General features: G+C 54.2%; 11 protein-coding genes. 5 read left to right on the top strand and 6 right to left on the bottom strand.

All coding sequences use genetic code 11. The features are described from left to right. Window positions 1–3: 3 nt before the first annotated feature. On the bottom strand, window positions 4–909 hold the full coding sequence (locus PS2015_RS04410; protein WP_082627959.1) for a copper resistance D family protein: 906 nt from the start codon (window positions 907–909) through the stop codon (window positions 4–6). Window positions 910–920: 11 nt separating this feature from the next. After that, window positions 921–1,334 (bottom strand): copper resistance CopC family protein, encoded by a 414-nt coding sequence (locus PS2015_RS04405; RefSeq protein ID WP_058021087.1) that lies wholly within the window; start codon window positions 1,332–1,334, stop codon window positions 921–923. 196 nt (window positions 1,335–1,530) lie between these two features. Here PS2015_RS04405 and PS2015_RS04400 point away from each other — a divergent pair, with 196 nt between their 5' ends. Both PS2015_RS04400 and PS2015_RS04395 read left to right on the top strand, forming a co-directional pair. Further along, window positions 1,531–2,652 (top strand): PQQ-dependent sugar dehydrogenase, encoded by a 1,122-nt coding sequence (locus PS2015_RS04400; RefSeq protein WP_237113377.1) that lies wholly within the window; start codon window positions 1,531–1,533, stop codon window positions 2,650–2,652. A 57-nt stretch (window positions 2,653–2,709) separates the two neighbouring features. Then, window positions 2,710–3,360, top strand: a complete 651-nt coding sequence (locus PS2015_RS04395; RefSeq protein WP_058021085.1) for a carbonic anhydrase — start codon at window positions 2,710–2,712, stop codon at window positions 3,358–3,360. Here PS2015_RS04395 and PS2015_RS04390 read toward each other — a convergent pair. Together PS2015_RS04390 and PS2015_RS04385 are read right to left on the bottom strand one after the other, a co-directional pair. Next, the gene (locus tag PS2015_RS04390) at window positions 3,320–6,448 is read right to left on the bottom strand and encodes an efflux RND transporter permease subunit (protein WP_082627958.1); all 3,129 of its coding nucleotides are present in this window, start codon (window positions 6,446–6,448) and stop codon (window positions 3,320–3,322) included. The genes PS2015_RS04395 and PS2015_RS04390 overlap by 41 nt on opposite strands. Before the next feature lie 37 nt (window positions 6,449–6,485). Further along, window positions 6,486–7,841 carry an efflux RND transporter periplasmic adaptor subunit gene (locus tag PS2015_RS04385; RefSeq protein WP_058021084.1) on the bottom strand — a complete coding sequence of 452 codons (1,356 nt, stop codon included), beginning with the start codon at window positions 7,839–7,841 and terminating at the stop codon, window positions 6,486–6,488. Between the two features lie 236 nt (window positions 7,842–8,077). Here PS2015_RS04385 and speB point away from each other — a divergent pair, with 236 nt between their 5' ends. Both speB and speA read left to right on the top strand, forming a co-directional pair. Then, the gene (gene speB / locus PS2015_RS04380; protein ID WP_058021083.1) at window positions 8,078–9,019 is read left to right on the top strand and encodes an agmatinase; all 942 of its coding nucleotides are present in this window, start codon (window positions 8,078–8,080) and stop codon (window positions 9,017–9,019) included. Window positions 9,020–9,031: 12 nt separating this feature from the next. Continuing rightward, on the top strand, window positions 9,032–10,975 hold the full coding sequence (gene speA, locus PS2015_RS04375) for a biosynthetic arginine decarboxylase (RefSeq protein WP_058021082.1): 1,944 nt from the start codon (window positions 9,032–9,034) through the stop codon (window positions 10,973–10,975). Between the two features lie 5 nt (window positions 10,976–10,980). Here the strand turns inward: speA and PS2015_RS04370 are convergent, their stop codons facing one another. After that, window positions 10,981–13,086, bottom strand: a complete 2,106-nt coding sequence (locus PS2015_RS04370) for a sensor domain-containing diguanylate cyclase (RefSeq protein WP_058021081.1) — start codon at window positions 13,084–13,086, stop codon at window positions 10,981–10,983. Window positions 13,087–13,174: 88 nt separating this feature from the next. Between PS2015_RS04370 and PS2015_RS04365 the strand changes: the two genes are divergently transcribed. Continuing rightward, complete coding sequence (locus tag PS2015_RS04365) at window positions 13,175–14,920, top strand: pyrroloquinoline quinone-dependent dehydrogenase (RefSeq protein WP_082627956.1); 1,746 nt, start codon at window positions 13,175–13,177, stop codon at window positions 14,918–14,920. Window positions 14,921–14,956: 36 nt separating this feature from the next. Here the strand turns inward: PS2015_RS04365 and PS2015_RS04360 are convergent, their stop codons facing one another. Further along, window positions 14,957–17,080: a TonB-dependent receptor plug domain-containing protein gene (locus PS2015_RS04360; protein WP_058021079.1), complete on the bottom strand. Its 2,124-nt coding sequence runs from the start codon at window positions 17,078–17,080 to the stop codon at window positions 14,957–14,959. Window positions 17,081–17,166 lie beyond the last annotated feature (86 nt).

Raw genomic sequence — 17,166 nt, 5'->3', positions numbered from 1 at the left:
GTTCTAGCGGCCAGGGCCAATAAGGGTTGTCATAACGCTGGTGACGGCAACAACCAGCAGTACCAAACCGATCTCTGCCGTGATGACTCCTTGTAACTTCCGCGTAACCTCCCCCGGCCCGCTCGATTGCCAGCGTGATAACAGTAAAAACTTGTTGAAGGCACCCGCCAGCATCATCACCAGTACCAGCCCGATCTTGAGCATCAGCAAGCGACCATACTGGCTACCTGATAACTCACTGAGCTCATCAAGCAGATAGACCATCATGACGATGCCTGACAACAGCATCAGTGACAGGAAAAACCAGCCTGCGTGGCTGAACTGTAACAACGTCCTGTGAAGAGATTGCGTCTGCAACGACGAGTTGGCATCAAAGGACCGACAGGCCACCAGCAACGGAAGTAGCGCGCCTGCCCACAGTGATACCGCCATAAAATGCAGCATGACAGCCAGTCGAGCAGTCAGATCAAGTGTATTGACGTGCCCCAGCACGGCCAATGACATCGCCAGCGCCAGCACACCCGCGATTCCAAGCACAAATCCGGGGGTTGCCAGCCGTGCAAAGCGTGTCGATGAGTCGGCCAGCAGCATCGCCAGACCTGACAGTAAAATCAGCATGAACCCACTGATTCGCCAGCGCATCCCGTCGCCCAGCACAGTAGTAGCCAGAATCTGCCCCATCTGCAGATCGAGCATACCCGCCAGGCCACCCTGATTTACCTGGCCGATCTGCACCAGAAAATACAGGCAAACCGATACCAGACCGACAAGCGATGCTGGAATGAGATACCGCCGCCACAACCAGAGTTGTGGGTAATAAAAAGCAACAAACAATCCGCCGACCGTGGTCAGCATTGCCAGATACATCAGTCCTTTGCTGACAGTACTGAGCCAATCCCAGGCAGTCATGTCATCAAGACTCAGTGATGGTGGTGCTCGTCGTGTGAATGGTGTTGCATGTGAGCCTCGCCAGCCTGAGGGTTGACTGAGAATCCAAAGCTGTTGCTAACCGTATGGCCGTCAGAGCCAATGACGGTCCAGGTGACCGTGTGTGCACCGACCATGAGCTCGGGGAGATCAAACACGAACTCTGCCTGAGCCGCTGTAACTGCCTGGAACCCAAAATCGATCTGGTGGTTTTCGCCATGAACCAGAGACAGACGCAGCAATCTGACCGGTTCGTTAAAGGTCAGCGCCAGTTGCTGCGGGCTGACGACCTCGGCACCATTGCCCGGCAATGATGCGGTCAGCGAGCTATGAGCAACTGCCTGCGCGCTGAACAGCGCCACCAGCAGAGCGCACAGCATAATTTTAATTGTTTCTGGTTTGATCATTTGCGAGTCCTCCGAAAGGTTATTGCGACAGATTCTACCTTAATGAGAACAACTTGCGACATGCCAAACTGCGGTATTTTGTCGCAGCTCACTCAACAAGCGAGCCAAGACGCCCAATACCCCCGTTAATCCATGCTGAAACAAACCACGTAGTCCGTTACAATAGTTTCCCTTAAATCCAGCACGGAGATCTGTTATGAAAAGAAGTAACTGGTTAGGCGCAATGGCACTGTCATTGGGTGTTTCAGCCCTGGCGATGACGTTTACAGATCACTCACAGGCACAGGGCTTGCCGGAATTCACGCTGCAAGACGTCAGCAGTGATGTACAGATGCCCTGGGGCATGGCCTGGTTGCCCGATGGCGACATGCTGGTCACCGATCGCAATGGCGAGCTATACCGGCTGAGCGATGGCCAGGCTGGCTCTCCGATCGCCGGTTTGCCCGAAATCCACGTGAATGGTCAAGGCGGCCTGCTGGATATTGTGTTGCACCCCGAATATGAAACTAACGGCTGGCTTTATATCAGCTATTCAGACCCGGAAGGCGATGGGGAAGGCAGCAATACCTCCATCATGCGCGCCAAACTGGACGGCAACCGACTGAGCAATCAAGAAGTTATTTACCGCGCCGAAATCAATTCCACCCGCGGTCAGCACTATGGCGGCCGAATGATTTTTAATGACGGCTACCTGTTCTTCACCATTGGTGATCGGGGCGACCATTTCACCAATGTCCAGGATCTGAGCCGCGACGGCGGAAAAACTTACCGCATTAACGACGACGGCAGCATTCCGCAGGACAACCCTTTTATTAACGTGCCGAATGCCAAACCAGCCATCTGGTCCTATGGCCACCGTAACCAGCAGGGCATCGCCATCAACCCGCTGACTGGCCAGATCTGGACCAGCGAGCACGGCCCGCGCGGCGGCGATGAAATCAATATCCCGGAAGCTGGCAAGAACTATGGCTGGCCTTATGTCGGTTATGGGATCAATTACAACGGCGAAGTTCTGGCCGAGGCGACTCACGGCGCTGGCATGGAACAACCCATCTGGTACTGGGATCCCTCTATTGCAACAGCCGGCATTGAGTTTGTCAGCAGCGATCGCTACCCGGAACTGAAGAATCACCTGTTGGTTGGCGGACTTCGTGGCTCCAAGCTGGAATTGCTGGAAATTTCCGATGATCGGGTAATCCGTTCAACCGACCTGATTACAGACAGTGGCCGTATCCGCGCCATTCGGCAGGGACCAGATGGTTATATTTACCTGGGTATTGAAGGTGAAGGCATCAAGCGTCTGATTCCGGCTAATTGAGCACTCAGGCCGCAACAGTCAAGTAGTACCAAAGATAAAAAGAAAGTGAGTTAGGGAATGACCGATAAACTACTGGAAGGCTACAAGCGCTTCAAACAGGGCTATTTCTCTGAAAATAAAGAGAAAATCAGAGAGCTAGCCAAAAACCAGACGCCATCGTATGTGTTGATCACATGCTGCGATGCGCGTCTGGAACCTTCATTGATTTTTGATACAGAACCTGGCGACTTGTTTGTTATCCGCAATGTCGCCAATCTGGTACCACCCTACGAGGAGCAGGGCTCTTATCACGGCACCAGTGCCGCATTGCAATTTGCCATTACCGTGCTGGAAGTGCCCGAAATAATTGTACTGGGCCACTCACGTTGCGGTGGCATACGCGCACTGGTCGAGCAGGGCGATAAACTGGACAAGTCCACGTTTATCGGCAAATGGATGTCCATTGTCGCGCCAGTGGCTCAACTGGCTGATGGCTCGCAACTGGATGATCCACAAATCTACAACCAGTGTGAACAGGCCGCAGTGGGATATTCACTGTGCAATCTGATGACTTTTCCCTGGATTGCCAGCCGCGTAAAAGAAGGCAGGCTTAAATTGACCGGCTGGCACTACAACATCTACAGCGGTTCACTGAAAAAAGTGCACGACCAGGACACCATCACCACGATCATTGAAGCGTCTGACGATATTCAGCCTGGGCAGCTTTGACGGGTGGTTGCGCTCGCCTTCCGGGTAATCTGACGGCCAACCACTGCTGCAAAACATTGGCTGACACATATACGACAGGAATCAGGACCAGAGTAATCAGAGTGGATGCAATCAAACCACCTACGACCACTCTGGCGAGTGCCGCCTGCATTTCCGCACCGGCACCGATTCCCAACGCCAGAGGCAATAAGCCCAGCACCGTCGTCATGGTTGTCATCAGAATTGGGCGAAGTCTTAACCGGCCAGCCTTCATGACCGCCGGCACGATATCCAGTTTTTCTTCACGTCGCATGATATTGATGTAATCGACCAGCAGAATAGCATTGTTCACCACAATGCCGATCAGCATCACCATGCCCATGAAACTCTGCATATTAAGAGTAGTCCCGGTCATGATCAGGGTCGGCACAACCCCAACTATCGCCAACGGTACCGAGGCCATCACGATTAATGGGTCCAGGAAACGTTCAAATTGCGCCGCCATGACCATATAAATCAACACCAATGCCATCACAATAGCCAGCACAAAATCTCTCTGAGCCTTGATCTGCTCCTCGTATTCCCCGCCATAAACAATCGAGAAACCCGCCGGCAGATCCATGGTCGCAAGATCACTGCGAATAGTATCCACAGCATCCCCCAGAGCCACACCACTTTCCAGGTTGGCGTTGATGTATGTTACCCGCTGCCCATTGATTCGCCGGATATCTGTGGGACCACGGTCATATAAGGTTGTTACCAGAGAAGAAACGGGCACGACCTGTCCGTCGGCAGCCCTGACTGAGATATTGTCGATGTCCTGAACATTCAGACGGTCCTCCGGTCGCAGGCGAACGATGATGTCGATTTCATCACCGCGGTCACGGAATACGCCGGCGCGTGATCCACCAATACTGGCCTGAATAGCGCGGCTGATATCGGTTGCACCAATGCCCAGTGCGGCCATACGTTCACGATCAAAACTGATACGCTGCTCCGGACGACCTTCCAGCCTGCTCAGGTTAACATCGGCAATACCCGGCAACACCTCAACACGTTCGCGAATAGCCTGCGCCACATCTTCCGCCTGACTCAGATCGTAACCACGCAACTGAATCTGGATTGCGTCGTCGCCGCCAGAACCGAAAATACGCCGCATGATCCACAGCCCGGACTGTGCCCGGACCCAGACCCGCATACCCGGAATAGCCGACTCTACACGGGCCCGAATATAGTCCGCCAACTCATTGGCATTCATGGTGCGCTGATTAAGATCTACCAGCGTGAGCTCCAATTCAGCATTACTGTTGCTGACATCGCGCGTGTAATGCACAACATTTTCCCAGGGTACAATATTGCGAATGATGTTGTTCATTTCCATCATATAGGCATGCAAGATGGCGATATTGGTGCCCTCATCCATCCGCATGCGGACAGAAATGGTATCCGCCTCTGCCTGGGGAGTCAGTTCATAAGATACAAAACGCAGACTGTAGACGGAGCCCAGCAGCAGGGCCGCGGTGATCCCGACCACGATCAGTTTGTGCGTCAGCGCCCAGCCGACCAGCTTTTCATATCGACCCTCTACCGCCAACAGTACACGTTCGTTTGTACTAATTTCAGTGCGCTCAGTGTCCGGGACTACCGACAGGAAACGACTGGACAGCATGGGAACCAGAGTCAGTGCAACCAACAGGGAACACATCAGCGCGAAAACAACAACCAGCGCCAGCTCCTGAAACATGGTCCCGGTCAGGGTCTGCATAAACACAACGGGCAGAAATATGACCGAGGTCGTGATGGTAGACGCAACAATGGCACCGGTGACCTGCTTGGTCCCCCGCTGCGACGCGCGCTTGAGAGATGCCCCGCCCTGCCGGTGCCGGACAATGTTCTCGATCACCACTATGGCATTATCGACAATTAACCCCACGCCCAGCGCCAGCCCGCCAAAGCTCATCTGATTCAGGGTCAGTCCACCAAAATACAGCAGCGCGAAAGTGGCAATTATCGCTATCGGAATCGAAATGGAAATAATGGAGGTAATCGAGCCGTTTCTGAAGAACGACATCAGTACGATGACTGCCAGAATGCCGCCCCAGACCGCTGAGTTACGGACGCTGTCGATTGACTCCTGAATAAACTCACTCTGGTCAGTGACCAGCAGAATGCTCAGATCACTGCGCTCCTGATTCACGCGCTGCATCTCGGTGCGGATCGCTTCGGCAACCGCTACAGTATTGGCACCACTTTGCTTGCGAATGCCCATACGCAGCATGGGCACTTCATCGATCTCGATATAGCGGCCGATATCCGCGCGCGCCAGACTGACATCAGCCACATCACCGACCCGCACAGGCACGCCGCCTATATTCCGGATCACAACATCACGGATTTCATCAACGTCCGTGAACTCGCCCATGGAGCGCACATAAAGGTCTGACAGGCCCCGCTGCACATTGCCCCCGGGCGCATTGCTGCCCTCGCGGCCTATAGCAGCAGAAATATCATTCATGGTCAGACCGCTGGCCAGCAGGCGATCCCGGCGCACCTCAACCCGGATTTCGCGATCAATTCCACCCCAAACGTCAACCGCACCCACACCACCAATTTGCTCAAAACGTCGTGCCAGTTCGCGCTCCATGATGGTGGTCAGATCCATCAGGTCCATATCTGACTGCACACCCAGCACCACAATAGCCTGGTCATCCGGGTTAAAGCGATTGATACGTGGCGGATCGGCATCTTCGGGCAGACTGCGGCGGGCCCGATCCAGCGCTTCCCGCACGTCATTGGTGACCACGTCGATATTAACGCCCTGCGCAAATCTCAGCGTCACTGACCCATTACCTTCGCGCGAGGCAGAGGTCATCTGCTCCACATCAGGCACAATGGACAACACGTTCTCCAGCGGCTCAGTGACCAACAGCTCAATGTCTTCCGGTCCCACGTTGGGATAACTAACCTGTACGGACAACTCTGGTAATTCTACCGGCGGCAGCAGGTCCACCGGCAGAAAGCGGAACCCCATCATGCCAAGCGTGATGATGATCAGAAAGATCATTGATGTGGCGATGGGTCGCCTGATAGATTGAGTTGTCAGTGCCATGTGTTAATCGCCATGAGCCATAAAGAGGTTTTGCGGATCAACTATCCTTCAGGGTCTGCCGTGAGTCGCGGGCTGCGTCGATAATTTCAAACATATCCCGGCTCTGCATGCGCTGCATCCGCATCATCTGATCCCACTCGATAACACGGGCTCGCGCTTCGGAAACATTACCCATCAGCAGATTCTGACCGACGGTCACTACCCAGTCACCCTCACGGACCCCGCGCACACCCGAGGCCATACGTCCGCTGGCAACAATTTCAATGGGCACAAATTGTATTGGTGCCGGTGGTGAGACGGCGGGAGCGCCGTCAACATCAGCGACCGGCCTGAACTCCGAGCCGGGCGGTGACATCACGTACACGCCCTCCACGCCAGTGCGCGGGTCGCGATACAGGGCACTGTTGGGAATCAGCACGGCTTCGGCGGATTCGCCATAAAAAACGTCCACATTCAGGAACATCCCCGGACGCATCAGCCCCTGAGCATTACTCATTTCGATGTAAGCCTGAGTGCGGGAGGTATTCACATCAAGAAAGGGCGAAATACGCGAAATTTGCGATTCGAGAACCGTACCCGGCCAGTTTTCCGAATACAGGTTAACGGTCATGCCTTCGCGGATATATGTCAGTTGGCGCTCGGTTATAAGCACCTCGATACGCACCTCATCGAGATCACCAATTAAGAACAGTTGTGAGTTGCTGGTCGCCATCTGACCACGTTCGGCGTTCCGCTGCCCAACAATGCCACTGATGGGCGCTCTGACGCTTGTGTTAAGCAACTGCAGTCGGCGTTCTTCTAGAACGGATCTAGCCTGATTTTCCTGCGCCATGCGTAAATCCACGTTGGCGCGGGCTACAGCCACTTCAACTTCGATGTTTTCCAGTGTCGAGGCAGTTTCCAGCTGACGTGCGGTCAGCTCGCGAACGCGTTCAAGCTGATTCTGCAGCACCTGCAGGTTGGCCTCTGCCTGGCGCGTCTGTGCCCGGGCGATTTCCAGACCCGACTGCGCCTGCTGATAGCGCTCCACGTATTCCGCGTCACGCAGCTGAACCAGAGGGTCACCTTCGTTCACATAATCACCGTTATCAACATAGATTTCAGTGATGGGTGCAGAAACTTCCGGATAGATTGCCGTCTGATTACGTGCATTGACCCGACCTGTGAGTCGCTCCTCCAGCGGCAACGCTCCAAGCTGTGCTTCAACCACCTCAACAGCAGGAATAACCGCTCTCGGCCCGCCGGGACCGCCACCGCCCGGGCCACCAAAACCACCTCTCGATGGCACCGCTGCGGACTCCTCACTTCCACCACCACAGGCCGCAAGCAGACCGAAAGCGGCGAGCAAGACTGAAGTGTTGAACAATCGCGATATTTGCAAGGCAGTTTTCATTAGCTCAACTCTGAAGCTTAACTCTGATAATGTCAGTACATGACTACGCACGCATCGACTCTGTAGACCAATGTTACGCTCATTCGCGCATTATCCTACGGCGACTGCCGCAATAAAGCGGCAACTCGTAGAAAGTTGTAACAACTCTTTTCAAAAACAGCCGCTTGGCATTGCCCTGCGGGTAGTTTACCTTTGCATCTAACACAGGCAGATGACATGTTCAGACAGGAGCATCGATGGGCAGTTGGGACAATGCAATAACAGGTCAGCCAGGCGGCGGCGCAGTCAACTCGCACAGCTTTGGCGGTGCGGTCAGTTTTTTCCGCACACCGTTCGGGCGCAATCTGGACAATATCGACGTTGCCGTGATGGGCATCCCGCTGGATATTGCCACCACTAACCGCTCAGGCGCCCGGCTGGGCCCCCGGGCCATCCGCAATGCCTCCATGTCGCTGGCATGGGAACGCCCCTGGCCCTGGAAAAATGACCCTCTGTCAGTGCTGAAAGTGATCGACTACGGTGACTGCGAAAACGACCAGGGCGGCGGCCTGACCAGCGTCAAACACATTGAATCCTGGGTCAGCCGTATTCTGGACGCCGGCGCGGCGACATTACTGCTGGGCGGTGATCATTTCATCTCCTATCCCAGCTTGCGTGCGCACTTTAAAAAACACGGCCCGATGGCTCTGATCCACTTCGATGCGCATACCGACACATGGCCATCTTCGGGAGAAGGCATTAACCACGGCACCATGTTCTATCAGGCAGCTAAAGAAGGCATTGTTCTGCCAGAACACTCTGTTCAGATTGGTATACGAACAACCAACGATGACACCCTGGGTTATGACATTGTTTTCGCACCGGATGTATTGGAGCATAGTCCGGCCAGCATTGCCGAGCGTATCAGGCAGCGGGTTGGCGACCTGCCAGCCTATGTCACATTTGATATTGACTGCCTGGACCCGGCTTTTGCACCCGGGACCGGCACACCGGTGCCGGGTGGGCTGTCATCCCTGCAGGCGCTTAGCATTATTCGCCACCTGACGGGCATTAATATGGTTGGCATGGACGTTGTCGAGGTTGCGCCTGCCTATGACCACGCAGAAATGACGGCGCTGGCTGGCGCCCAGATCGCCATTGAATTGCTGGCTTTATATGCCGAATGCAAGAAACGCTGAGGACTGATTTTGATGATTGAACAACAAACCCCCTGGAGTATTCGCGACGCTCATGACCTGTATGCACTGGACGTCTGGGGCGATGGATTTTTCTCGATTAATGAGCAAGGACACGTCTGTGTCAAACCCATCGAAGGCCAGGATATCACCATCGATGTCAATGACGTGGTCGCCGAAGCCCTGGACAGTGGTTCATCACTGCCTCTGATCATTCGTTTCCAGGACATCATCAGCTCTCGGGTGCGAAGACTGAACCGAAAATTCCGCGATGCCATTACTGAAGCCGGATATGAGGGTCAATATCGCAGCATCTTCCCGATCAAGGTCAACCAGTTACAGGAAGTGGTCGTTGAGGTGATGGAGACCGGCCGGGAATATGACATCGGTATCGAGTGCGGCTCCAAGGCAGAACTGATGGCCGCCCTGCCACTGATTGGCGCGGACACGCTGTTGTTGTGTAACGGCGTCAAGGATCATGTCATGCTGACCATGATGTTGAATGCCCAACAGCTTGGCCAGCAGGTCATTCCGATCATTGAAAAATACTCCGAATTTGAACAGTTGATGATTCTCGCGGGTCAGCGCGACGCTGCAGCGCGCCTTGGAGTGCGCGTCAAACTGAACACCCGCGGTGCCGGTCGCTGGTATGAATCGGGCGGCGCACGTTCCAAATTCGGACTGACAGTGCCCGAGTTACTGCGCCTGGTGAAAACCCTGGAGAAGGCGGGACAGGCAGGCTCTCTTGAACTGCTGCACTTCCATCTGGGCAGCCAGATTTCCGACATTCAGGTACTGCGCAGCGCCGTCAAGGAAATCACCCAGATCTACGCGGATCTGGTGCTGCGCGGCGTCAATGTTCGCTTTCTGGACGTTGGCGGGGGCCTGGGCGTCAACTATGGTGGCGACTACGACAATCCTGACTCATCAATCAACTACGGCCTGCGTGAGTATGCCAACGTTGTCGTCTACGCCGTTCAGGAAATATGTGAGGAGCGCGGTGTACCGGTACCCACACTGTTGTCTGAAAGTGGCCGTGCGCTGACTGCACATCATTCAATGCTGGTCATCCCTGTTCTGGGCGTTCACCGTCCGGACAGCCCGCCCATGAACGATGAAACACCACCCGACTCACCCACACTGATCTCGCGGATAGAGACAGCCTACCAGGAAGCCTGCGCAACAGAGGTCACCGGCATACTGCTGGAGTGTTATCACGATGCCCGCGAGATCCGTGAGGAAGCCGATCAATTAATGCGGCTCGGGTACTTGACGCTGGATCAGCTGGCACACACTGACAGTCTGTACTGGAGTATATGTCGCGAAGTACTGCGCAAACTTTCTGACGCGCAGCTCACACCACCGCCTACCGAGCAACTGGAGCTGGAAGAACAACTCACCGATCTGTACTTGTGCGATTTTTCAGTATTTCATTCAATTATTGACCACTGGGCGATACAGCAGGTTTTCCCGGTAATGCCGCTGCATCGCCTGAACGAAAAACCCGAGAGGCGGGCCCAGGTTGTCGATCTGACCTGCGACTCGGATGGCAAAATTGATCAGTATGTCTGTGGTCATGCCAACACCAGTTGGCTGCCCCTGCACAAACACAATCACGGTGAAGCCTACCATCTGGGAATATTTCTGGTTGGCGCCTATCAGGAAATTCTGGGCGACGCACACAACCTGCTGGGCAGGGTCGATGAAGTTCACGTCTACGCCCGCGAAGATGAAAGCGGTAACTTCTGGATTGAGGAAACACTCAAGGGCCTGAGTGTCAAAGAAATGCTCAGCCAGGTTCAGTATTTCCCCAACGATCTGGACCGACGCATGACGGAGCTGGTGCGCAAGCAGATCAATGCCGGCGTGATCAAGGCTGCTGAAGGGTCACGCATACTCAACAACTACACGCGCCGGCTGGAGGAATCGACCTACTGCACGACCGAGGTGGTGCGCTGACGCAATCAGCTACTAACTGACGAAGAGTCGGCGATCACACGATTTCTCCCATCACGTTTGGCTGCGTAGAGACAGCTGTCTGCCCGTGACATCACTGAATCCAGCGATTCTCCGGGCAGATAACTCGTCACACCAATGCTGGTGGTCAATTGAAATCGAACGCCATTTGCGCCAGCGAACTGCAATGCACGGATATCATCGCGCAACTGAATTGCCAAATCCTCGGCAGATTCGAGTGAGCATGATTCCAGCAGCACACAAAACTCTTCCCCTCCCAGCCTTGCCAGCGTATCGGACTGTCGAACACGACTGCGCATCAATGCGGCAACTCGAATCAGCACTTCATCACCCTTGGCATGTCCATAAGTGTCATTAACTTTCTTGAAATGATCCAGATCCAACATCAATACCGACAGTGGTCGGCTCTGCCGCCGGGCGCGTTCCAGAGCCTGGCTGCCGGCCTGCATAAAAAAGCGGCGGTTGGAAACCTGGGTGAGTGCATCAGTCGTGGATAATTGCCGCAATTCCAGCTCCAGTTCCTTGGTGTCGGTGATATCCCGTACTGTACCGTACAGAACATCTCGGCCATCTGCGGTACGCTCACGTCGAGCAAGCTCATGCACCCATAAAACAGCTCCATCCGGGCGCACGATTCGGTGTTCCACATCATGAACACCCGTCAATTCTGCGCGGCGCTCGCTTGCCCGCACAGCATCCAGATCCTCAGGATGCACACAATTTGAAAATAACTCGACCGAAGGTGTCGTGGTGGCGCTGTCGAAACCGAATATTTCATAAATGATATCAGACCAGAACAGCTCGCCTGTCACCATGTCAGCCTCCCAATGTCCAGTCCGGGCTATACGCTGAGCCCGCTCAAGACGCTGTTTGGCATCTGCCAGTTCAACTTCAATCCGTTTTTGACGGCTTATGTCCATGATCATGCCGAACCATGATATGGCGCCGTCATTATCTCTGAACGGCAAGGCGTCTCCGTGTAGCCAGCGCTGCTCACCAGAGGGCATCTGCATTCGGTAATCCAGGCTCCAGCGCCTGAGCTGTTCGGCGGATTGCTCAATAGAAAGAGTCACCATTTCCAGGTCTTCGGGATGGATCCGCTCGAATACACCACTGGCGTCAACACGCGCCTGTTCTGGCGAGACGCCATAAATTTCCAACATTTTTCTGCTGGAATACGGAAAACTGTAATGACCGTCAGACGAGCGCCTGAATTGATAAATGACACCCGGCACTACATCAACCACGTTTTCCAGGAGTCTTTCACGGCTGACAGATTCAGTCATATCTATAAGCGAACCAACAAGCTCACTGAGCTCGCCGTCGAGATAGACCTTGCGGCACAGGTCTTCGAGCCACCGCACCTCTCCATTGTTTCCGACAATTCGATATCGCTGACTAAGCGTATCGTCGCCGGTACTCTCAAGCCACTGCTCAAATGCTGCCCAGACCGAATCGCGGTCATCTGCATGGATAATCTCCATCCAGCCTCCGCGGGCAATCAGTTCGTCAACTGACAGCTCAAACACACTCCGGGCATTGGGTGACAGATAACGCATAGTGTGAGGCGACTCAGGCGTGGCCGCGTAAATGACAGCAGGCGAGGTCTGCAAAATGCTGTCGAGACGTTTACTGACCTGCGTTTCCACCTCCACCAACCCCATCAGTTCACTCACATCAAGGTGAATGCCGGTCATTCGCACCGGTGTACCATCATCCCCGGTTTCGCTGACCTGGCCCCGCGCCTTAATCCAGCGCCAGCTATTGTTCGCGGCTCGCATTCTGAAACGAAAGACAAAATACTCGGTATTACCCTCAATATGATCATTCAAAGCCTTCTGCAAGGCAGGCATATCATGTTCGTGCACTAATTCTGCGAATGATCGAAACGTAACCGGTTCCAGTTGCTCAGGGGTATAACCCAGCATCGTAGCCCAACGGCGGTTGATAATTGTCTGGCCGCTGTTAATGTCCCATTCCCATACGCCTACCTGAGCGCTATCGAGAATATTATCCAGGCTCCTGCCACTGAATTTGCTGTTTTCAGACAACTGACTACCCCGCTCTAGCTGAAAATTATCGAATTCGTTCACTTTGACACTACTGTATCTGCGCGTTTTGCAGTATAACCAAGTCCTGTTTCGTGGAAAAAATAACAATCACACGGGGGACTACCTAACCATGCCTTTCCTGCAAAAAAATGCCTTACGCTGCCTGATAGCGGCCGGTGCCATGAGTTGCGCTGCAGCTTCACTGGCTCAGGGGCCAGCGCTCGACCTGCGCCCAGTCACTGACGACATGCTCGCCAACCCACCCGCCGAAAACTGGCTAATGTGGAGACGCACCTGGGACGCTTACGGTTTCAGCCCCCTGGACCAGATCAACACCAATAATGTTGGCACGCTGCAGGAAGCCTACCGAGTGCCACTGGAACCCGGTTCGAATACACCAACACCGCTTGTGCACGACGGCGTTCTTTTCCTGCTCAATGGCAACGACACACTGATGGCCATGGACGCCGCCAGCGGCAAGCTGCTGTGGCAATACAGCCACCCCACTGCCGAAGGTGCTCCACCCAGCTCCAAATTCGGCCCTGCCCTGCACGGCCACAAAATCATCATGCCGACCAACGATATGCGCATGGTGGCCCTGGACATTCGCAGCGGCGAAGTCATCTGGAATACCGCCATTGCCGATTCACGTATCGGCCGACGCGGCCACACCTTAAGAGCCACACCGATCATTGCCAATGGCAAGATTATCCAGGGTGTCAATGCCACCATGGTGCCAGAAGGCGGTTTCATTGTTGCACTGGATCTGGAAACCGGCCAGGAGGCCTGGCGTTTCTATACCATTCCGCGCCCCGGTGAGTTCGGCGACAACTCCTGGAATGGTCTTGAACTGAGTGCGCGCAGTGGCGGCTCTGTATGGATGCCCCCTACTTACGACGCCGACCTGGATCTGGTTTATTTTGGCACCGCGCCCACCTATGACACGGCACCGCTGCTGAATCCCAGTGGTGCCCCCGGCACAACGTCAGATGCGCTGTATACCAACTCGACACTGGCGCTGCGCGTCTCAACCGGCGAATTGGCGTGGCACTACCAGCATGTGTCCAATGATCAGTGGGACCTGGATTGGGTCTACGAGCGCCAGTTGATGGACGTTCCCTTTAATGGTGAGACCCGCAAAGCCGTGGTGACGGCCGGCAAAATGGCACTGTTTGATGTTCTTGACGCGGCAAGTGGACAGTATCTGTACTCCATGGACCTGGGCCTGCAAAACCTGATTGCCTCAATCGATCCGGAAACCGGTATCAAAACCATGAAACCCAATGCCAGACCCAGCATAGAATCAACGCAGCTGGTCTGTCCATTTGCGGCAGGCGGCCGAAACTGGCAGGTCAGCTCGATAAACCCTGAAAGCGGCATTCTCTTTCTGCCCATCACGCAGATGTGCATGAACGGCGGGCCCGTGGGCGGCGACAGCATTCTGTCGACGGGCGCTGCGCTGATACCGGCCCCGGTGCCAGGCGGGGAAGGCGAGTTTGGTCGTCTGCAGGCTGTCGATATCAGGTCAAAGGAGCTACTGTGGGATTTTAGAGAAATGGCGCCACCAACATCCGCCATTGTAGCTACCGCGGGCGGCGTCATTTTCAGTGGCACACTGGATCATCAGTTCAAGGCACTGGATCAACGCAATGGTGATGTGCTGTGGAAAACCAATCTGGGTGATATTCCGGCTTCCTTCCCGATCACCTATATGGCTGACGGCAAACAGTACGTGGCTGTCGCAATCGGCCAGCCCACTATCCATGCCGGAACTTTTATGGGAGCGGTCATGGCGATGACCGGAGGACCGGCGGGACCCATGGGACAGTTGCAAAATCAGGGCGCCGCTCTGGTGGTTTATGCCTTGCCGGATTAAGCCGGCAAACCCACAGTCCACGCTCTGATCGGTTGTTCAGAACGTGGACTGTACCCTCAGGGTCAATCGACGAAAGCGGCTGCTGCAGGATTCTTCAATCCTGTCCAGGAAACCGTTAACCGTGGTCGGCTCAAAACGTTGCCGCTGACGGCATTCATAGTCATCCAGCGTATTGTCTGACTCCAGACGCACCGTCAGGTCATCAAAAAACACTTTGGAAACAAACAGATTCAGCGATGGCTGTCTATCATTGCGAGTGATTGTACGTATATCAATATCATACTCCCCACCATGGAAGGGATAACGGTAGTCAAAACCGTAGCTCAAACGCAGCGCTGTGACATCATGCCGAAAACCCAACTCAGCCTCGCCGCGGCGATTAATACGTTCTTTGCTGCCCAAAAACGGGTTAGTGATCTCTGAATCGAATATATTCAGCTCAGCCGAAACAATAGCGTCCGGCAAACCCACAAACCCCAGCCGCAGACTGGCATCATTAAAGATTCCCCAGCGCGTGGCCGGCCCCACATTACCCTCGGCCGAGAGCGGTTGCGCTGGATTAGTTGTTGCGTTGATCTTGCCAATATAGTTTTTAATATCCCGAAAGAAGATCCGCGAATTGACCACACCGCTGTCTGCCGGCAATCGATACTCAAGCCCAACCTCGAAGCGGGTTTCTTCCTGCGGTTCCAGCTCGGGGTTGCCGGCATTGGCATTTTGTTCCCTATCATTGTTATTGGCTGTGGCCGCAAATGCCGAAAAACTTAACTGTGATACTCCTTTGGAAACAGTGGCACGCAATTGCATTGAGTCCGTAAAGTTAAACCGATAATCCAGCGAAGGTCTCAGAAAGTCAAAGCGGCGACTATTAGTCACATTGCCGCTCTGCGCGATTTCGGAATTTTCGTACAGCAGACTGCTCTCCAGTGTCATACGATCATTGAGCGTCCAGTTATGAAACACAAATGCCTCGTAACGTGTCTCTTCCACCGTTGTACCCGGATTGGACAACAGAGGGCGGGGACTCAGCCCACCATATCGATCAGAGACCGGTTCGTCTGTTGAACGTGACCCAATGAAAAGACTGGAGTCCAGTCGGGTGACTGCACGTTCCAGCCCCAGACGAATATCCTGCGCGTCAGTCAAAGGCATGTTGTAATTGCCCTGCACAATGCGCTCGCGGGTCCGCTGATTGGACTCGGTATACAAAGACTTATTACGATTATCAGCCGCGTCAACATCAAAACGTTCGCGTATGTAATCCCGGGACTGATCAGTGGCTACAAAAAGTAATTGGGCACGATGCCCGTTCTCGAATGCAATGCCGTAGTCACCGCCCACTTCCCAATTTTCAAAGTCGTAATCGGTATCCTCATCCTCCAGCCTGTCATCGAACTGACGGCTGATATAACGCGGATGGCTGAAGTCACTGAACAACACATTAAACTGCATGCTCTGCTCGCCGATACGATAACTCATATTGCCACTGAATTCGTAGATATCCTGATCGCGAATATTGGTCTCTGACAAGGTACCGATCTGATTCCGCAATGCATCGTACTGAGTTTCGTTGTACTGCCGATTTTCATAATTGGGTCGGGATTCCAGATTGAACAAAGCCTGCAATCCACCGATTTGGCGACTATGCGACAGTGACGCGCCAGCCTCAGCCGTATCATCATGATTAAGCCTGCCAACCAGCTCTATCTGTGTGCTGGAGCGACTGTCAGACTCGGTCAACACCACATTGACCACTTGACCAGAGCCGCGCACATCCAACTCAGCCGAGGTACCACGAATAATTTCTATGCGTTCTACTTCTCGTGCCGCTATCCGGTCCAACTGCTCACGCGGTGAATTGTCTTTACCGGCAATGCGTTGACCGTTGATCAGTAAATCCCCGCCGGTGCCCAGCCCGCGGCCGCCACCGCCGCCACCCACAGACACACCGGGGATACGGTCCAGCATATCCGTGACCGACACAGGACTGTAGGGGGCGAAAAAAGCGGCCGGATAGATCACGGTGGAACCATCGGCACTGGTGAAGGTTTGATCAGGGCTGTTTATCTGCCCGGGCTCCTGAGCATGAAGCAGTGCTTCAGGGACAGACAGGCTCAGCAGCGTAAGTAATGTGTGACGACTGGTCCATGCTGCAATCATTAAAGCTCCACAGAAATACGAATGATAGCGACGTTATGCTAACGTAAATTCCAATATGCAACGTGTGACAAATTGTCAGAGTTTGA

The sequence above is a fragment of the Pseudohongiella spirulinae genome, assembly GCF_001444425.1.
In the GTDB taxonomy this organism is placed as follows: domain Bacteria; phylum Pseudomonadota; class Gammaproteobacteria; order Pseudomonadales; family Pseudohongiellaceae; genus Pseudohongiella; species Pseudohongiella spirulinae.
Note: the sequence above shows the minus strand (reverse complement) of the source record. Positions and strands in the feature narration are given on the sequence as shown.